The organism is Microbispora cellulosiformans (assembly GCF_008728085.1).
Classification (GTDB): Bacteria; Actinomycetota; Actinomycetes; order Streptosporangiales; family Streptosporangiaceae; genus Microbispora; species Microbispora amethystogenes.
In genome coordinates this window covers 383377-402915 of sequence record NZ_VYTZ01000003.1, presented here as the reverse complement: position 1 = coordinate 402915, position 19539 = coordinate 383377, and the positions used below count along the sequence as shown (strand labels likewise).

Sequence of the window (19539 nt, the reverse complement as noted above, 5' to 3'; positions counted from 1 at the left end):
TGGAGGGTTGAGGGTGCAGGGTGCGGTGGATCAGGCCACGACGGAGCGGAGCGGGATGCCCGCCGCGCCGAGGTCGCGGACCAGGTCGCGGACGAAGGGGTGCTCGTCGGCCGCCAGGCCGTCCGGGTTCGGGATCGTGACGTACGCCGAGTCTCCCGCCGTCGCCGTGCTCGCCGCGCCGGTGTACCGGGCCACCACGGCCTGGGTGCGGGCGAGGTCGGCGCCGGCCACCTCGATCACGATCGGCCGCCACTCACCGCCCAGGTTGGCCGGTTCCTCCGCCTTGGCCGCGGCGGCGCGCAGCGACTCCACCGCCGGCCCGCTTGGCGTCGGGGCGGCGAGGGTGCGCTGCTGCGCACCGGGCGCCCCGGCCGGGTAGAGCAGCGCGTTCGCGAGGAGATGGATGCCGTTCTCGTTGTACGCCCGGAACAGCGGGTTGTAGGCGAACAGCACGGCGCGTCCGGCGCCGTTCGGCTCGTCCACGAGGGAGGCCGTGCCCTTGAGCGCCTCGGCTCCCACGGTGTAGCCGTTGGACCAGAACGTGTCGCCGGAGGGATAGGTGAGCACGTTCACGCCGGTCTGGCTCGGGTTCAGGATGGGGTCGCCGTTGTTGAACTGGAAGTCCTCGGCGGGACGGCCGAGCGCGACCGGGCTGCCCGCGCTCACGTCGACCCGGAAGTGCGAGCCGATGACCTGGTAGCCGGTCGGCTTGGCCTTCTCGGTGGTGGAGGTGAGGCCCGCCGCCCGGGCGACCCGGGTGCCCTCGTTGCGCAGCCCGACGTACGTGCCGCCCGCGGCCACCCACTGCCGGAGGTTGGCCAGGCCCTGCGTGGTCAGCCCGCCGTTGGAGCTGCTGCCGTCCGGCACGAGCAGGACCGTCCGCTCCGTGAACGCCGGGGTGTTGCCGTTGACGTCGGCGGTGGTGACCGGTGTGAGGTCCAGGCCCCAGCGGGCCCCGAGCACGTACCGCGCCTCGCCGTACGAGCCGGAGGTCGTCGAGACGCCGGTGCCGGCGAACAGGCCGACGTCGGGCGTGCGCAGCGCGGGGCCGGAGACCTGCCCGGGCCGGCCCTCGACGGTGACGCCGAGCGATTCGGCCAGCTTGTCCAGCTCGTCGCGGCTGATCGCGGTGAGGGGCAGGCCGACGAGCCCGCTCCGGGTGTCGCGCGTCAGCGGGATTCCCTTGGCGAGCAGCCGGAAGGTCAGCTCCGACGCGGCGGCCGAGTCCATCGGGTAGGTGTAGGACCCGCCGCGCTGCGCCCCGAAGGCCACGCCGCCGTCGATGTCCCTGACGGGGTCGGCCTTCGGCGACACCACGTCGCCGGTGGTGATGGTGTCCACCCCCGCGAGCAGCGGGTTGCTCCACGAGGAGACGTCGTAGAAGTACGGGAACGGGACGAAGGGGTCCTCGCCCATCACCGCCTGGATCCAGTGCTTCTGCGGCTGGTCCATCGGGATCCAGTAGGCGCCCTCGGGCACGGTCACGTCGTGCGCCGTGCGCCCGCCGAACACGTGGGCGGTCGGCACCTGAACGGGCTTCTTCACCCGGTAGACCTCGACGTCCATGCGGCGGAGCCGCTGGACCAGCCTGCGTACGTCGCCGAGTTGCCGGCCGGGCAGCAGGAAGTAGGACCGGATCGTGATGTCGGGCACCGGGAACCGGACGGTGTTCGTGGGCTGGACGACCTCGTTCGGCTCCAGGGCGCCGGCGGCGCCCTCGGCGAGCGCGGTCCGCCAGATCGAGAAGTAGCCGTCCAGGACCTCGCGCCGGTTGTCGGCGGCCCAGCCCGTGGTGGCCCACTGGGTGTTGAACTGCTGCTGCACCCGGTCCTCGACGGCCGATGTGCTGCCCTTCTCGAACGTCATGCCGGCGGCGCCGAAGCCCGCGGCCGGGACGCTGTCGCCGTACCCCATGTAGAACAGGTCGTACGTGTCGTAGTTGAAGTAGCACTCGGTGGTGACCGCGCCGCCGCAGGCGCCGTTGTAGCCGAAGCCCGCGCCGTTCGCCGCGCCGATGCGGTTGATCCAGTTCACCGGCTGGTCGGCGATCTCGTGGTGGATCGGGTCGGCGTTCGGCGGGAAGAAGTACTGCCGCCCGCCCATCTCGTGCGCGTCGACGAAGACCTGCGGCGGGTACGCCCGCAGCATGTCGATCTTGGCGTCGGTCTCCGGCTGGGTGCGGGCGAACCAGTCCCGGTTGAGGTCGAACCCGTAGTCGTTCTGCCTGCGGTTCGCGTCGCGGCCGTCCGGGTTCTGGGTGGGCACGATGACCGTGAGCAGGTTGTCGTTGCGCTTGACCACGTCGCAGGACAGGCCGGCGGCCAGTTCGTACAGGGTCTTGAGCGCCGCGTCGGCGCCGCTCTTCTCACCGCCGTGGACGTTGCCCGCGATCCAGACGATGGCTGGCGCCTCCTCGGCGATCCGCGCGGCCTTGTCCGCCCGCAGCGTCCTCGGGTCGCGCAGCGAGCGGATCTGGTCGGTGATCTTCTTCAGCTGTCCCGGGACCACGTGGTGGGCGTCGGACACGATGGCGTAGGGCAGGCCCTGGCCGGACACGCTGCGCGCCATCGTGCCGGTGACCACCCGGTCGGAGGCGCGCCCGACGGCCTCCACATATTTCGTGATCTCTTCGGTCGTGAGCACCCGGGGCTGTCCCTTGCCCAGCGGGAAGCCGAAGAACTGCTCGGGGGTGGGCACCGTGTCCAGGTGCGCGCTCGAATCACCGCACGGCGCGGGGGGGTTCTTTCCGGCGGCCGGATCGGCCTGCGCGGGCGGGACCGGCGTCAGCGCGAGCGCGGCCGACACCAGGACCGCGGCGCCGAGCGCCATGCCATAGGGGGATCTTCCGCACATGGTCGTGCGCAACCGCATTTCGCCTCCAGGCGGGGGACGGGATGTCTCGGGGGGAGTTCCGTCCGGGAAACGACAAAGTCACTGCGGACAGTATTAGAGGGGAATAAACCGGACAAGAGTGGCAGGATGTGTCGAAAATGCCACGACGTAACGAAAGAAAGTGTGAGATGTGACATTTTCGCAGGTCAACGCTATAAGACCAGACCAAATCCAACTTTTATAACGCGCCATAACGACTGCGCATCGGGTTCGCCCACGTCGGCATACGGTGGCGGCGGCACGGTGTGCGCACGTCCCCGCCCGCTCCCGTCCTCCCGGCGCCCGCCGGCGCCGGGGATTTCCGTCACGGCGGACGGCCGGCCGTCCGCCTGTGGGACCATTCAGGGGGTTTCGAGGAGGGACGGGTGGACGAGGAGCGTCGGGTGGCGGGCAGGTATCGCCTGCTCGAACCGATCGGCCGCGGGGGCATGGGCGTCGTCTGGCGTGCCCATGACGACCTGCTCGCCCGTACGGTGGCCGTGAAAGAGGTGCTCTACCATCCCACCTCCGAAGAGGATCGGGACACCTTCAACCGGCGGACGATCCGCGAGGCGCGGGCGGCGGGCCGCATCGACCATCCCAACGTCGTCGTCGTGCACGACGTCATCGAGGAGGACGGCCGGCCCTGGATCGTGATGCAGCTCGTCCAGTCGCGCTCCCTCGGCCAGGAGCTGCGCGACCAGGGCCCGCTTCCACCCGACCGGGTGGCCGCCATCGGCCTGCAGGTCCTCGACGCGCTGTGCACCGCGCACGCCGCGGGCGTGCTGCACCGGGACGTGAAACCGGAGAACGTGCTGCTCAGCGGGGAGACCCGGGTCGTGCTCACCGACTTCGGCATCGCGACCATGCCGGAGGAGACCGGGCTGACCATGACCGGGGGCATCACCGGCACTCCCGCGTTCCTGCCGCCCGAGCGGCTCAACGGCTATCCCGCGACCCCCGAGTCCGACCTGTGGTCCCTCGGCGCGACGCTGTACGCCGCGGTGGAGGGCAGGACGCCGTTCGACCGCAACTCGGCGGTGGCCACGATGGCGGCCGTGCTGCACGACGATCCCGCGCCGCCTCTGCGGGCGGGGGCCCTCACGCCCGTGCTCGAAGGCCTGCTGCGTAAGGATCCCGCTCACCGCATCTCCCCGGGCGAGACCGCCGCCCTGCTCAACGCCGCCATAGCGGCCGGCCCCGGACCGGCGGCCGCCGCGCCCCCGCCCGGCTCCTGGCGCCCGAACCCGTCCGGCCCGCAGCAGCCGTCCGGCGGTTCCTGGCAGCAGACGCCCCCCGGGTCTCCGCTGCCACCGGGTGGCAGCCACTGGCACCCACACCCGTCCGGGCCGCAGCAGCCGTCCGGTGCGCACTGGCAGCAGACACCGCCCGGCGCCCAGCCGTACGGCGGGCCCTGGCACGGCGCGCCGCCGGGTCCGGGGCAGCCCGGCTCCGGCGCGTACGGCGCCGCCTCCACGCACCCCCCGCACTCCCTGCCCCCTGCTCCCCCGCAGTCCCCCGCCCGGCGGGGCCCGGCGGGCAGAGTGGCCCTGCTGGTCCTGATCCCGGTGCTGCTCGTGGGCGTCGTCGCGGGCGGGTGGTTCGGCTACCAGCAGTTCGCCGCGGGGCCGGCGGTCCGGGACTCCACGTCGGCCTCCGAGAACGGCACCACCGGAGACACCACGGGCGAGCCCACTGGGGACTCGACTGGAGACTCCACATCCTCGGACGGCGCCGGCGAGCCGAGCCCCCACACCGGGACCTCCTCCGGTCCTCCGTCGCCCGAGCAGTCAGCAGAGCCGTCCCAGGAACCGTCCCAGGAACCGTCCGCGAAGCCGTCTCCGCGTCCGCCCGCCACGGTGCCCGCCGGCTGGAAGGTCCACCGCGACCCGCTCGGCTTCTCGATCGCCCTGCCCTCCGGCTGGGTCCCGTACGGCAGGGAGGCCACGCGGGTGCGCTTCCACGCCCCGAACGGCCGGGACTACCTCCAGGTGGACCTGACCCCCTGGGAGACCGACGACCCGGTCAGCGCCGTGCGCACGGTCGAGGAGGCCTCGACCGAGAAGGGATACCTGCGCGGCTACGAACGCATCGGCATCACGCCGGGCACCTACCTGGGCGTGCCCTCCGCCGACTGGGAGTTCACCCACACGGTCAGCACCGGGAAGGTGCGGGTGCTCGACCGCGCCTTCCGGCTCGGCGACGGCCGGTGCGTCGCCCTCTACTGGCAGGTGAGTGATGCCCGATGGACTTCCGGGTTGTCGTACTTCAAGGCCTTCACCCGCACCTTCCAGCCCGGATGACGATCCGGCGACGCGTGCGGGCCGGAAAGCAATTTGTCCCAGAACGGTAACGATGTCGCATGCGTTCCCCCAAGTGGGGTAGCGCGACAAGCATGGCTGAAGCGCAGACCTCCGAACGTGTCGTGGCAGGACGCTATCGCCTGATCGAGCCGCTGGGGCGGGGCGGCATGGGCACCGTGTGGCGCGCGGTCGACCAGGTGCTCGAACGCGAGGTCGCCGTCAAGGAGCTACACCAGTCCGCCGAGATGACCGGGACCGAGCGGGACGTCTTCACGGTCCGGACCTTCCGGGAGGCCCGGGCGGCCGGACGGATCAGCCATCCGAACGTGGCGGCGGTGTACGACGCCTTCGAGGAGGGCGGCTACCCCTGGATCGTGCTCGAACTGGTCCCGTCCCGGACGCTGGGATCGGTGATCCGCGAGGAGGGGCCGCTCCCGCCGCGCCGGGTGGCGGAGATCGGCTCGCAGGTGCTGGCCGGCCTGCGCGTCGCCCACGCGAACGGAGTGCTGCACCGGGACGTCAAGCCCGACAACGTCCTGCTCGCCGAGGACGGCCGGGTCGTGCTGACCGACTTCGGCATCGCGGCGATGGAGGACGACTCCCCCGTCACCCGCACCGGGATGCTCGTCGGAACACCGGCGTTCATCGCCCCCGAACGGGCGGCGGGGCGGCAGGCGCAGCGGGCGTCCGACCTGTGGTCTCTCGGGGTGACGTTGTTCCTGGCCGTGGAGGGGCGCTCGCCGTTCAACCGGGGTCACGCGCTCGCGACGCTGGCCGCCGTGATGTACGAGGACGCGGGCCCGCTGCACCGGGCCGGGCCGCTGGCCCAGGTCATCGCGGGGCTCCTCGTCAAGGACCCCGATCTCAGGATGACGGCCGACCAGGCGGTGCTGCACCTGCACGCGGTGGCCACCGGCCGGGTGACCGACCCGGTGGTGCCGCGTCCCCGGCAGGCGCCCCGTCTCGCCCGGTTCGTGCCGATGTTCGACCAGGGCGGCGCGACCGCCCCCACCCCCGTTCCCGTGTCCGTCCCCACGCCCCTGCCCGCGTCCGTCCCCGCATCGGTCGCCGGCCGCACTGTCACCCCCACGCCGCCTTCTACGCCGGTCTCGGCGAATCCGCGCCGCAGGCCCTGGGCGGTGGCGGTCGGAACGGGCGCGCTCGTCGCCCTGGTCGGGGTGGCCGCGGGCGCGGCGGCCTTCGCGACCGCCCGGACCGCGGGCGGCTCCCAGGGGGCGGCCGCCGTCGTCAGCGTGCCCACCGTGACCGTCTTCGCGACCAAGACCGCCAAGCCCGAACCCGGCGACACCGGGGGCTCGGCGGCCTCCGGATCCACAGACGGTGCCTCCGGCCGTACGGCGACCAGGCCGGTGGCGAACTCCGGAAGCGGCTCCTACGGCGGGAACGGGCGGCGGGCGCAGGAGAACCACGGCGGCAGGTCCGCGGAAAGGTCGAACACCGCCAACAAGCCCAAGCCGAAGAGCCAGACGAAGCCCGGCGGTAAGGCCAAGGCCCCAAAAGGCAAGCCCGCCGAGGCGGGCCCCGGCACGCGGAAGCCCGCCAAGGGCCCGAACGCCGGGGCGGCCCAGCCGCCCACCGGCAAGGGAAGCCAGGGCACGGGAAACTCGGGAGACCCCGGCAAGGGAAAGCAGGACACGGGCAAGCCGGGAAACCAGGGAACGCAGGGAAGCGGAAAGGGCACGGGTAACGGCAACGCGGCCGGGACCGGCGACGTCTCCGAGGACTTCCCGGACGGTTACACCCAGCCGGAGACGGACTGGAACGCCTGAGCGACGCGGGTGTTCAGCCCTCGTGTTCAGCCCTCGTCGCCGAGGATCTCCAGCGCGCGGCCCAGGTCGTCGGGGTAGTCGCTGGTGAACGTCATCCACTCCCCCGTCGCCGGGTGCTCGAACGACAGCGACACCGCGTGCAGCCACTGCCGGCGCACGCCGAGGCGGGCGGCCAGGGTGGGATCGGCGCCGTAGAGCAGGTCGCCCACGCACGGATGCCTGAGCGCGGCCATGTGGACCCGGATCTGGTGGGTCCGGCCGGTCTCCAGCTTGATGTCGAGCAGCGACGCCGCCCGGAACGCCTCGATCGTGTCGTAGTGCGTCACCGAGTCCTTGCCCCCCGCCACCACCGCGAAGCGTCCGTCGCCTGAGGGGTGCCTGTCGATCGGGGCGTCCACCGTGCCCCGCAGCGGGTCCATGTGCCCCTGGACGAGCGCGTGGTAGCGCTTGTCGACCGTTCGTTCCTTGAAGGCCCGCTTGAGGTGCGTGTAGGCCCGCTCGCTCTTGGCGACGACCATGACGCCGGTGGTGTTGGCGTCGAGCCGGTGGACGATGCCCTGCCGCTCGGCCGCGCCGCTGGTGGAGACGCGATGGCCGCCGCCGAGCAGGCCGCCGATCACGGTGGGGCCGGTCCAGCCGACGGTGGGGTGCGCCGCCACCCCGATCGGCTTGCTCACCACGACGACGTCGTCGTCCTCGTACAGGATCGTCATGCCGGGCACGGGCTCGGCCACGGGCATCGGGGCGGCGGGGGGCGGCGGGATCGTGACGTCCAGCCAGGCCCCGGCGTGGACGCGGTCGGACTTCGCCGGGACCGCGCCGTCGACCAGCACCTCCCCGGCGGCGATCAACTCGGCCGCGCGGGTGCGGGAGAAGCCGAACAACCGGGCCAGGGCGGCGTCGAGGCGCTCGCCCTCCAGCCCGTCGGGCACCGGCAGACTGCGGCGGTCACCCATCGGCCCGCTCCCTCGACCGGTCCCCCGCCTGCTCCCGGGCCTGTTCGCGGGCCTGTTCGCGGGTGTCCGCGAGGACCTCGCCCCGGCTCTCGCCCTGGGTCGCCGCACGGACCTCTTCACGGCTCTCGTTCCCGGACGGCTCCGCGGCGGTGCGCTCCGCGGCCCCCTGCTCCGCGCCGCTCCCGGAGGTCTCCTCCTCGATCTGGCGGGTGCCGTCGATCTGGTAGCCGCGCCAGGCCAGGAACACCGCGAGGACGCCGCCGCAGACGATCGCCGAGTCCGCGACGTTGAACACGGGGAACCGGGTGACCGGGAACACCTGGATGAAGTCGACCACGTGCCCCTGGAACGGCGCCGGCGACCGGAAGATGCGGTCGGTCAGGTTGCCGACGGCCCCGCCGAGCAGCAGCCCGAGCGTGATCGCCCAGGGCAGGCTGCGCAACTGCCGGGCCGTACGGACGATCGCGACGACGACGGTAAGCGCGATCACCGTGAACACGATCGTCATGCCGGTGCCGATGCTGAAGGCGGCGCCGGCGTTGCGGATCACGGTCAGGACGAGCGCGCCGGGAACGACGGTCAGGGGCTCCTCGTGCTCCAGGAACTTCACCACGAGAAACTTGCTGACCTGGTCGAGCGTGTAGATCACCGTGGCCACGACGACGAGGAGGGCGATCCTCCGCGCCCGGTTGGGCCTCGCCGGGTCGGCGCCGCTCAGCGGCGCTCCTCCCGCTGCTTGCACGCTACGCACAGCGTCGCCCTCGGGAACGCCCGCAGGCGCTCCTTGCCGATCGGCTTGTGGCACGATTCGCACTCTCCGTATGTCCCTGCGTCGACGCGGGCGATCGCCCGCTCGTTCTGCGCGAGCAGGTCGCGCGCATTCAGGGTAAGGGCGATCTCGCGCTCACGCTCATAGGTCTTGGCCCCGGCGTCCGCCGGATCGTCTCCCGCGCCCTGGCTCACGTCCCCCGAGGCGAGCTGCTCCTCTGCCCTGGCGATGTCGGCGCGCAGCTCCTCGATCTCGTGCCGCAGCCGCTCCCGGACCCCGGCGAGCTCCTCGGCGGACCAGACGTCGTCACTGATGGCGGTTCTCGCCGTGCGGGTCGTCATTGCGGGCCTCCCCTTCGCACAGGAGCACTTCGACCAGGTTTGGGAAGCATAGGTCGCCGATAACGAATCGGCAACGGGCTCGCCGAGGCTTTTACCCCATCCGTACCCGAATGGCACGTTCGGCCAGTTCCTCCCGGTGTCCGCGTATGTTCCTCCGACGTATTCCCCCCACACGCCGGATCTCACCCGGCTCTCGCCCGCCGTCGCCGGCCTCCGCCCGTATATCGGGAAGCCCGCACGGCCGGTCCGCGTTATCCTCGTAGTCTGCAAGGCGTTGATGGGGACGAGTACCTCCGCATCCGCCCGCTCAGCGACCCGGGGACGGTGTGAGCCCGGGGCGGGCCGCGGTGGGAAGATCACCCCGGAGCCGCCGGAGGAAAGGCCATCGGCCGAGTAGAACCGGCAGCGGCAACGAAACGAGAGGGCGTCCGGCAGCGGGCGTCAAGAAGGGTGGTACCGCGGAGCCGTCCCCGGCTTCGTCCCTTCACGCGTGAACCAGCTCTGTCAGCCACCGCGTGGAGGGTCACACCCGACGATGTCTTCCCACTACTTCCGCTCACTTCCCGCGCAGGTCGACCTGCCGGCCCTCGAACGAGAGGTCCTCGAACGCTGGCGGGACGGGAAGATCTTCGAGCGATCCCTGGAACAGAACGCCGACGGCCCGTCCTGGGTGTTCTACGAGGGCCCGCCCACACTGAACGGCATGCCGGGCGTCCACCACGTCGAGGCCCGCGTCTTCAAGGACGTCTTCCCCCGCTACAAGTCGATGCGCGGCTACCACGTCCCCCGTAAGGCGGGCTGGGACTGCCATGGACTGCCCGTCGAGGTCTCGGTCGAAAAGGAGCTCGGCCTGTCGGGCAAGCCCCAGATCGAGTCGTACGGCATCGCCGACTTCAACCGGCGCTGCCGCGAGTCGGTGCTGCAGCACGTGGCCGCGTTCGAAGAGATGACCGAGCGAATGGGCTACTGGGTCGACATGTCCCAGGCCTACTTCACCATGGACCCCGAGTACGTCCAGGCGGTTTGGTGGTCGCTGAAGACGATCTGGGACAAGGGTCTGCTGTTCCGCGACCACCGGATCACGCCCTACTGCCCCCGGTGCGGCACCGGCCTGTCCGACCATGAGCTCGGCCAGCCCGGCGGCTACGAGACCGTCTCCAGCCCGTCGGTCTACGTCCGGATGCCCGTCGTCTCCGGCCCCCTGGCCGACCTGGGCGCCACTCTGCTGATCTGGACGACCACCCCCTGGACCCTGGTGTCCAACACCGCCGTCGCCGTGCACCCCGACGTGACGTACGTCGCGGCCCGGCGCGGTGACGAGGTGCTCGTGGTGGCCGAGCCGCTGCTGCGGCGGGTCCTCGGCGAGGACGCCGAGGTGCTGGCCACCTACCAGGGCGCGGAGCTGGAGCACACCGCCTACCGGCGCCCCTTCGACCTGGTGGACATCGAGAACGCCCACTACGTCGTGCTCGGCACGTACGTCACGGTCGAGGACGGCACCGGCCTGGTCCACCAGGCGCCCGCCTTCGGCGCCGACGACATGGCCGTCTGCAAGCAGTACGGCCTGCCGGTCGTCAACCCGATCGGCCCCGACGGGCGCTTCGCGCCGGATGTGCCGTTCGTGGGCGGGCTGTTCTTCAAGGACGCCGACGAGCCGCTGACGGAGAACCTGCGCGAGCGCGGCCTGCTGTTCCGCGGCGAGCACTTCGAGCACAGCTACCCGCACTGCTGGCGCTGCCACACCCCGCTGCTCTACTACGCGCTCCCCTCCTGGTACATCAGGACCACCGCGATCAAGGACCGGCTCCTCGCCGAGAACGAGCGCACGAACTGGTTCCCCGAGACGATCAAGCACGGCCGGTACGGCGAGTGGCTCCGCGGCAACGTCGACTGGGCGCTGTCGCGGTCCCGCTACTGGGGCACGCCGCTGCCGCTGTGGGTGTGCTCGCAGGACGAGGACCACGTCACCTGTGTCGGCTCGCTGAAGGAGCTGGGCGAGCTGGCGGGCCGCGACCTCACTGCCCTCGACCCGCACCGCCCGTTCGTCGACGACGTCACCTTCCCCTGCCCGGCGTGTCAGGCGGAGGCGCGCCGGGTGCCGGACGTGGTCGACGTCTGGTACGACTCGGGTGCCATGCCGTTCGCCCAGTGGGGCGCGCCGCTCGTCAACCAGGACGTCTTCGAGAAGTCCTACCCGGGTCAGTTCATCTGCGAGGCGATCGACCAGACCCGCGGCTGGTTCTACTCGATGATGGCCGTCGGCACGCTGGTCTTCGACCGCTCGTCGTACGAGAACGTGCTGTGCCTCGGACTGATCCTCGCCGAGGACGGCCGCAAGATGAGCAAGCACCTCGGCAACGTGCTGCGGCCGATGCCGCTGATGGACCAGCACGGCGCCGACTCCCTGCGCTGGTACATGGCCACCTCCGGCTCCCCCTGGGCGCCCCGGCGGATCGGCCACGCCGCGCTGGAGGAGATCGTCCGCAAGGTTCTGCTGACCTACTGGAACACCGCGTCGTTCTTCACCCTCTACGCCAACGCCGAGTCGTGGTCGCCCGCCCGGATGGCCGACGCGCCGGCGTACGCCGACCGGCCGCTGATCGACCGGTGGGCGCTGGCGGAGCTGCACCGCACGGTGACGGAGGTCACCGCCTCGCTGGAGGAGTTCGACACGGCCCGGGCCGGGCGACGGCTCGCCGAGTTCCTGGACGACCTGTCCAACTGGTACGTCCGCCGCTCGCGCCGCCGCTTCTGGACGGGCGAGGCCGCGGCCTTCGCGACGCTGTACGAGTGCCTGGAGACGGTCACCCGGCTCATGGCCCCGCTCGTGCCGTTCCTCACGGACTACCTGTGGGACGCGCTGCGCGGCCCGGACGCCCCGCCCTCGGTGCACCTGGCGTCCTGGCCGGAGGCGAACACGGCGCTGCTCGACCCCGAGCTGTCGGAGCGGATGGCGCTGGTGCGCCGGCTCGTGGAGCTGGGCCGGTCGGCCCGTGCCTCCTCCTCGGTCAAGACCCGCCAGCCCCTCGGGCGGGCCCTGGTCGGGGCTCCGGGCTGGGCCGCGCTCCCCGGCGAGCTGCGCGACCTGATCGCCGACGAGCTGAACGTCCAGCGGCTGGAGGACCTGTCCGGCTTCTCCGCCGACCTGGTGACGTTCACGGTCAAGCCGAACTTCCGCAGCCTCGGCAAGCGGTTCGGGTCGCAGACGAAGCTCGTGGCCTCCGCCGTGTCGGCCGCCGACCCGGCGGAGCTGGCCCGTGCGCTGCGCTCGGGCGGATCGGCCGTGGTCGAGGCCGGAGCGCTGGGCACGGTGGAGCTGGGCGCGGACGACGTGATCGTCACCGAGCAGCCGAAGTCGGGCTGGGCCGTGGAGACCGGGGCGGTCGACACCGGCACCGGCGAGACCGTGGCCCTCGACCTGGCGATCACCGACGAGCTGCGCCGGGCGGGCCTGGTGCGCGACGTGATCCGGCTCGTCCAGGAGGCCCGCAAGTCCACCGGCCTGTCCATCACCGACCGTATCGACCTGTGGTGGTCGGCGGACGGCGAGCTGGCCGGGGCGCTGCGCGAGAGCGGGGCGGCCGTCGCCGAGGAGGTCCTGGCGGCGAGCATGACCGAGATCACCGGCGGCGAGGGCGGCCCGGACGAGGACCTGCCGGTCCACGAGGACACCGACCTCGGCCTGTCCTTCCGGCTCCGCAAGGCCTGAACGAGCTGGGCGGTGTCCGGCGACCTGCCGGGCACCGCCCGCCTCTCCCCGCCCCCGATGGCCGGTCACCCGACCGGCCCCATCGCGCTTTCAGTCGGGATGTGGGAGCACGCCGCCCTCGCCGCGCCTCCGGGTGGAGGGAGAACGGCGCGGGACCGGTGGTCGACCCTCAGACGTCCACCGCACGCGTCATTCCCGTGCGACCAGACGTGCACGCACGCGCTCGACCGCCTGGACGAGGAGGACGGCGGAGGCCGGCCCACCATGGGTGGCAGCAGAGATGGGCGGGGGTGGCAGGAGCCGTCTCCGGCCCGATCGGGCCGCGAGGATCAGTCGTTCCGGCAGACCGAGCAGGGGGTGAGGCCGGACGCGTCGGCCTCGGCCCGCGTCATGGTCTCCACACCGCTGTCGTCGATTCCGCTGACCAGGGGGCATTCGGCGTTGTGGTAGCGCCGTGTGCCGATCATCACCCGCACCCGCGCGTCCCCGTCCCGGTCCGCCTCCCGGTCCTCGTCCGTGGACGGCCCGGCGGGCTGACCGGCGCCTTCGGCGTCGCCGACCTCATCGGCGTCGTTGGTGCTGTTGGCGTCAGCGGCACTATCGGCGCTGCCGACTCGCTCGGCCACCGCGCCGCTCTTCCCTGCGCCGCCGCTCTTACCCGCACCGCTCTTACCCGCACCGCCTGTACCGCCGTCGTCGTCCGCGGCTGACCCGACGCCCGCGTCGCCACCGGACATGGCGAGGGCGGGCTTTGAGGTGGTGGGGCCGGCGGATGCCTCGAACCCGGCGCGCCCGGATTCGGTGGTCTCCGCCGGCTCCACCGGCTTCTTGCCCGGTGCCTTGGTCTCGCCGGGCGTGGCGGAACGGGAGGAAGCGCTCTCCCCCGGGTCCTCGCCTCCAGCGGCGTTGGCCGGCGCCGGGTCCCAGGGCCGGACCTTGCCGGGCCTGAACCAGTCGTGTTCCGCCGTGTCGGTGATCGACTCGTCCGTCTCGTCGTCGGCCCGGCCGGCTTCGTCCCCGGTGCCGGACGGCGACCAGGACCGCACGGACCAGGACGACACAGAAGAGGCCGAGGACCCGGCCGCTCCGGACGATGTGGATGATGTGGATGATGCGGACGACCCTGACGGTTCCGACGACCCAGTCGACCGGGTACCGGACGCCGGGCTCCCGGCTCCGGACGGCTTCGACGCGCTCCGGCCGAACCAGTCCACCGGCGTGTGACCATCGCCCTCGTCATCGGTCCCGCCGGACGACTTCTCACGCTTTTCGTCCGTCGTGTCCGGCCCTGCCGACGAACCGGCCGCGGACGGCCCGGACGCGGGCGACGAGGTGGCCGGCGACCCAATGCCAGACGAGGCCGAACCGGACATGCCGGCGCCAGAAGACGCGATGCTGGAGGACGCGATGCCGGAGGTCTTGGTGGTGGACGTCCCAGCGCCGGAAGTCGTGCTGCCGGATGCCGTGATGCCGGAGGAGGCGGCGCCCGATGCCGCAGCCCCTGATGCCGCAGCCCCGGATGTCGCGGCCTTGAACGCCGAGGTGCCGGACGGGCGGGCGGGCCCGGACGGGCGTGATCCCTGCACGCCGGTCTCGGGAAGCCCGGCAACGGCCGGCTTGGGGTCGGCGGGCGCGGAACGGGACGGCTCCGGGTCGGTGGCCGCGGAGGCCCCTGCGGGGCGGGGGGTCGTCGTGGGTCCGGCTTCGGCGCCAGGAGCGTCGGCGCGGAGAGCGGCGTCACTCACCGCCTTGTCACCAGGGGTTGCGTCACCAGAGGCTGTGTCGCCGGGGGCCGCGTCGGCCCGGGCCTTGTCGTCGCCGGGGGCGCTGTCGCGGGGTGTGGGCTCCTCCGGCCCCGCCGTACGGGCGGAGATCTCGGGGAGGCAGGTGGTGCAGGGGGTGAAGCCCTCCTCGCGAGCCTCCTCGTAGGTGAGCTCCTCGGTCTCGCGCCCCGCGAGCTGGCGGCAGGTGGCCAGGTGGAAACGCCGGCGTCCGGGGATCACCAGGACGATCGCGTCGGGGGCGAGGCCGCGGCCGGAGGTGGCGGGCGGCCGGGAGACCGGCGCCGTCCGCTGGGATGGCTGCGGCGGGAAGGGCTGCGCGGGGAACGCCTGGGAGGGGAAGGGCTGTCCTGGGAAAGGCTGGGGCGGCACAGCCCCGTGATGCGTGACCGGTGGTGCCGCCACCATGGGCGTGGCCACCGGGTGCGCCGGTGCCCCGGCGAGGGTTCCGCCGTACGCCCCGCTCATGGCGCCCACGGGGGCGAGCTGGGACGCGGTCGAACCCTGGGGGGTGGGAGCGGTCCCCTGGGCGGCACGCCCGCCGGACGGGAACAGCTCGTGGCGCCTCAGCAGTGCCCCGATCAGCAGACAGACCGCCGACAGCACGCTGACGACGATCGACCACATCACTAGGGTGGGCGTCCCCAGCACGACGCCCGCGATGAGCAGGACGATGGCGGCGAGGACGAGTGCGGCACTGATGAGGATCACGGGGGTTCTCCGAGCTACCGGGTCCCTTCTGGGACCCGCCACTGCTTACCGGCGGTCGTTGTGGGGGCCGTCGGGACCGGGGAAGGCGCCGGAGTGCTGGGGAGGCTCCTGGGCGAACGGGTTGGGCGCGCCCGCGGCCTGCTGCGGTCCCGGCGCGGCGGCGTGGGCCATGGCCGGACCGCCACCGAGGATCGGGAAGGGCCCGCTGCCCTCGGCGGACACGTTCAGCTTGCTGAGCTGGTCCTCCAGGAACAGCTTGAGGCGGCTGCGGTACTCGCGCTCGATGATCCGCAGGTCCTCCACCTTGCGCTCGATCTCGTCGCGGGTCTGCACCAGCGTGCCCATGGCCTGGCGGTGCCGCTCCTGGGCGTCGCGCTCCAGCGTCTCGGCCCGGGCGCGGGCGTCGCCGATGATCTGCTCGGCCTGGCGGCGGGCCTTGCCGAGGATGTCGTCGGCCTCACGGCGGGCGCGGGTCACCGTCTCGTCCGCCTCGCGGCGGGCGTCGGCGATCGCCTGGTCGGCCGTCTGCTGCGCGAGGGCGAGCACACGGGCCGCGGTGTCCATGTTGTCCTCGGCGGGCGGCAGGCCCATGCCGACCGGCACCGGCTCGGGGCGCACCGGCTCCGGAGGCTTGATCGGCTCCGGCTGGGGGGCCATCATCTCGGGCTTGGGCTCGGCCACGGGAGCGGACGCCATCTGCATCTGGCCCGGCATGCCCATGCCGCCGGGGACCTTGCCCCTGAGGCACTCGGCCAGCTTCGCGCGGAGTTCCTCGTTCTCCTGGATGAGACGGTCAAGCTCGGCCTCGACCTCGTCGAGGAACGCGTCGACCTCCTCCTCGTCGTACCCCGGCCTCAGCCGGGTGGTACTGAACTGCTTGTTCCGCACATCAGCGGGCGTCAACGGCATTTGGGTCTCCTTGGCGCGCTTGGAGTCTGTCCGGTAGAGCGGTACCCGATCAACGTGGAAGCGCGTTCACGACTTGGATCAAGACCAAAACCACAATGAACAGCACTGTGAAGCTCAGGTCAAAGGCCACCGTACCCAACCTGAGGGGCGGAATGAAACGGCGGAGGAACTTGAGGGGTGGGTCGGTCGCCGTATAGGTGACCTCCGCCAGCACCAGGACGACCCCCGTGGGCCGCCAGGCGCGGGCGAACGCCTGCACCGTATCTATGATCATTCTGCCGATCAGCAGAACCAGGTAGAGGGTCAGGGCGATGACCAAGATCTCGCTAATGATCCCCACGGTCGAGCCCCGCCTCCCCTCGGTTCCGCCGCCTGCGGGCCGCACGGGCACCGCTCAGCTCTGCACTGTTCATGTATGGAACTCTAGCTCTGGTTGAAGAAGCCGCGTTCCGCGATTCTGGCCTTGTCCTCGGCGGTCACCTCAACGTTGGCGGGGGACAACAGGAACACCTTGTTGGTAACACGTTCGATGCTGCCGTGTAGGCCAAAGACGAGACCTGCCGCGAAATCGACAAGGCGCTTGGCGTCGCTGTCGACCATCTCTGTCAGATTCATGATGACCGGCGTGCCCTCGCGGAAGTGCTCGCCGATCGTGCGCGCCTCGTTGTACGTGCGCGGATGCAGGGTGGTGATCCGCGCCAGATCGGTCGTACGGCGCTCCAGCACGGCCGTGGGGGGACGCGGGGCCGGGACGGACGTCTCGGTGTCCTCATCGCGCTCCGGAGCCCCGGCGTGCGCACCGGAGGATGCGGCGAAGCCGCGCCGCGGCGACTCGTACTCCTCGTCGCCGTAGTCCTCGTCGGTGCCGTACTCCGCCGTGTACCTGTCTTCGTAGCGGTCGTCCTCCACGAGACCGAGGTAGACCGCCATCTTGCGCATCGCGCCGGCCATCGCTCGTCGTCCTCCGCGTTTCTGGGTGCCTACAAGGTCCCTGGGGAAGGCCAGGGCGGTAGCCGTACCCCCCTTGGAGCTCACCGCTGATCGACCTCTACCTGGAGCGCGGACACCATGGTCCACTTGGGGGACATTACCTGACGAAGGGCTTCCTGCGGCCGAGCAACGCCGTACCGACTCTCAGGTGTGTCGCGCCGTTCGCGATGGCTTGGGGGATGTCTCCGCTCATTCCGGCCGATATCACGTCCGCGTCGGGGTGGTCCTCGCGGAGACGCCCGGAGACGGCCCGCAGCCTGGCGAACGCCGGCGCCGGGTCCTCCCCCAGCGGTGCGACCGCCATGACCCCCCGCAGCCGCAGCCCCCCGGTCTTCGCGACGAGTTCCGCGAGGGCGGGCACCTCCTCCGGCCGCGCGCCGCCCCGCCCGGCCCCCTCGTCGAGGGAGACCTGGATGAGGCAGTCCACCTCGCGCCCGGCCCGTACGGCCTCGCGGCCGAGCGCCTCCACCAGGCGGGGACGGTCGACCGAGTGGACCATGTGCGCGTAGGCGACGACTGAGCGGACCTTGTTCGACTGCAGCTGGCCGATGAAGTGCCAGGTGAGGCCGAGGTCCGCGCAGGCGGCGGCCTTGCCCGCCGCCTCCTGGTCGCGGTTCTCACCGACGTGCGAGACGCCGAGACCGGCGAGCAGCCGGACGTCGGAGGCCGGGTAGGTCTTGGTCACCGCGATGAGGGTGAGCTCCTTCCGCGACCGGCCGGCCGCCCGGCACGCCTCCTCGACGCGCCTTTCGACCTCGGTTAAGGCGGCGGCCAGCTCCTCGCGCCGGTCACTCACGGACCACGCCCGCGGGCGTCCGCCCCGTCGCGCCCCTCACCCCGGCCACGCCGGGCGGGCCGGGCGGGCCGGGCGGGAACGTCACTTGAGGAAGTCCGGCACGTCGAGCTCCTCCTCCTGCTCCTCGAACACCACCGGACGCCGGGGGCCCGGCTGGGAGGTGCGGGAGGTGATCGGAGTCGGCGGCTCGGGTGTGGGCCTCGGGATCGACACCGGGCCGGTGACGCCCTGGTCACGCCCGCCGTCGGCCGCGTCCCGGGGGAACGGCGTGACTCCCTCGGCCTGCTGTGCCTGCGGCGCGGCCGCCTGCTGGGCGGGCTGGCCCACCGGCTGGGCCGGCGGCGGCACGGCGCTCGCCTGCGGCTGGGCCGCGGCGTTCATGGCGGCCTGTGCCGTGGCCGGCTGCACAGTGCTTGCCTGGATGGGGGCGGGCGGCGGCGTGGGCGCCGAGGTGGGCGGCGTCGCGGAGCCGACCGGCCGTACGGAGGGCTGGGCCGGCTCCGGGCGCGGCTCCGGCCTGACCGGCGCCGGGGTGGCGGGGCGCGCGGGCTGGGCCGGCGCCGGGCGGGCCTGCTGCGGTCGCGCCACCGGAGCGGCCACCGGCTTGACCGGGGCGGGCTCGTCGAACCCGGCCGCGATGACCGTCACCCGCACCTCGTCGCCGAGCGCGTCGTCGATGACCGTGCCGAAGATGATGTTGGCGTCGATCGCGGCGGCGTTGCTGACGAGCTGGGCCGCCTCGTTGATCTCGAAGAGGCCGAGGTCGGAGCCGCCGGCGATGGACAGGAGCACGCCGTGGGCGCCGTCGATGCTCGCCTCCAGCAGCGGGCTGGAGACGGCCATCTCGGCGGCGGCGACCGACCGGTCGTCGCCGCGCGCGTGGCCGATACCCATGAGGGCCGAACCCGCGCCGGACATGACCGACTTGACGTCGGCGAAGTCCAGGTTGATCAGACCGGGCGTGGTGATGAGGTCGGTGATGCCCTGCACACCGGACAGCAGCACCTGGTCGGCGGCCTTGAAGGCGTCGAGCACGCTCACCTGGCGGTCGGAGATCGAAAGCAGCCGGTCGTTCGGAATGACGATCAGCGTGTCGACCTCCTCGCGGAGAGTCTCGATGCCGGCCTCGGCCTGCATGGCCCGGCGCTTGCCCTCGAAGCTGAAGGGCCGGGTGACGACTCCTATGGTGAGCGCGCCGAGCGATCGGGCGATGCTGGCCACGACCGGCGCGCCGCCGGTTCCGGTGCCGCCGCCCTCGCCGGCGGTCACGAAGACCATGTCGGCCCCCTTGAGGACCTCCTCGATCTCCTCCCGGTGGTCCTCGGCCGCCTTGCGGCCCACCTCCGGGTTGGCGCCCGCGCCGAGGCCTCGCGTGAGCTCGCGCCCCACGTCGAGTTTCACGTCGGCGTCACTCATCAGCAGCGCCTGGGCGTCAGTGTTGATGGCGATGAACTCGACGCCCTTGAGTCCCTCCTCGATCATCCGGTTGACGGCGTTCACTCCGCCGCCGCCGATGCCGACGACCTTGATGACCGCGAGGTAGTTCTGCGGTGCTGCCACGACGAGGGGCCTTTCCGCTCGTTTGCGTTTCATGCGGGCAGGGCCCGCCGTCT

General features: G+C 72.1%; 13 protein-coding genes. 3 read left to right on the top strand and 10 right to left on the bottom strand.

Annotation, left to right across the window (positions count from 1 at the left end; translation table 11 throughout):
- Positions 1–30 precede the first annotated feature (30 nt).
- Entirely contained in the window at positions 31–2871 is a 2841-nt protein-coding gene (locus F5972_RS09860) for a M14 family zinc carboxypeptidase (protein ID WP_225311311.1), read from the bottom strand.
- Between the two features lie 386 nt (positions 2872–3257).
- Between F5972_RS09860 and F5972_RS09855 the strand changes: the two genes are divergently transcribed.
- Positions 3258–5174 (top strand): serine/threonine-protein kinase, encoded by a 1917-nt coding sequence (locus tag F5972_RS09855; protein ID WP_150933098.1) that lies wholly within the window; start codon positions 3258–3260, stop codon positions 5172–5174.
- 92 nt (positions 5175–5266) lie between these two features.
- Positions 5267–6964, top strand: coding sequence for a serine/threonine-protein kinase (locus F5972_RS37085; RefSeq protein ID WP_225311310.1), 1698 nt, complete (start codon positions 5267–5269; stop codon positions 6962–6964).
- Between the two features lie 26 nt (positions 6965–6990).
- On the opposite strand, the gene F5972_RS09845 is transcribed toward F5972_RS37085, so the two are convergent.
- From F5972_RS09845 to F5972_RS09835, 3 genes are read right to left on the bottom strand one after another with little or no spacing between them, the layout of a single operon-like run.
- Entirely contained in the window at positions 6991–7920 is a 930-nt protein-coding gene (locus F5972_RS09845; RefSeq protein ID WP_117410369.1) for an RluA family pseudouridine synthase, read from the bottom strand.
- Positions 7913–8662 carry a signal peptidase II gene (gene lspA, locus F5972_RS09840; RefSeq protein WP_225311309.1) on the bottom strand — a complete coding sequence of 250 codons (750 nt, stop codon included), beginning with the start codon at positions 8660–8662 and terminating at the stop codon, positions 7913–7915. The genes F5972_RS09845 and lspA overlap by 8 nt, the downstream gene beginning before the upstream one ends.
- On the bottom strand, positions 8635–9030 hold the full coding sequence (locus tag F5972_RS09835; protein WP_150933097.1) for a TraR/DksA family transcriptional regulator: 396 nt from the start codon (positions 9028–9030) through the stop codon (positions 8635–8637). The genes lspA and F5972_RS09835 overlap by 28 nt, the downstream gene beginning before the upstream one ends.
- A 535-nt stretch (positions 9031–9565) precedes the next feature.
- Between F5972_RS09835 and ileS the strand changes: the two genes are divergently transcribed.
- On the top strand, positions 9566–12739 hold the full coding sequence (gene ileS, locus F5972_RS09830) for an isoleucine--tRNA ligase (protein WP_150933096.1): 3174 nt from the start codon (positions 9566–9568) through the stop codon (positions 12737–12739).
- 329 nt (positions 12740–13068) lie between these two features.
- Here the strand turns inward: ileS and F5972_RS09825 are convergent, their stop codons facing one another.
- From F5972_RS09825 to ftsZ, 6 genes are all read right to left on the bottom strand, one after another.
- A complete protein-coding gene (locus F5972_RS09825) occupies positions 13069–15231 on the bottom strand; it encodes a hypothetical protein (protein WP_150933095.1) in 2163 nt (720 codons plus the stop codon).
- A 45-nt stretch (positions 15232–15276) separates the two neighbouring features.
- On the bottom strand, positions 15277–16140 hold the full coding sequence (locus tag F5972_RS09820; RefSeq protein ID WP_150933094.1) for a DivIVA domain-containing protein: 864 nt from the start codon (positions 16138–16140) through the stop codon (positions 15277–15279).
- Positions 16141–16189: 49 nt separating this feature from the next.
- On the bottom strand, positions 16190–16480 hold the full coding sequence (locus F5972_RS09815) for a YggT family protein (RefSeq protein WP_150933093.1): 291 nt from the start codon (positions 16478–16480) through the stop codon (positions 16190–16192).
- A gap of 83 nt (positions 16481–16563) precedes the next feature.
- Positions 16564–17091, bottom strand: a complete 528-nt coding sequence (locus tag F5972_RS09810; RefSeq protein WP_150933092.1) for a cell division protein SepF — start codon at positions 17089–17091, stop codon at positions 16564–16566.
- 136 nt (positions 17092–17227) lie between these two features.
- Positions 17228–17926 (bottom strand): YggS family pyridoxal phosphate-dependent enzyme, encoded by a 699-nt coding sequence (locus F5972_RS09805; RefSeq protein ID WP_150933091.1) that lies wholly within the window; start codon positions 17924–17926, stop codon positions 17228–17230.
- 81 nt (positions 17927–18007) lie between these two features.
- Positions 18008–19486, bottom strand: coding sequence for a cell division protein FtsZ (gene ftsZ / locus F5972_RS09800; RefSeq protein ID WP_150933090.1), 1479 nt, complete (start codon positions 19484–19486; stop codon positions 18008–18010).
- Between the last annotated feature and the right edge of the window lie 53 nt (positions 19487–19539).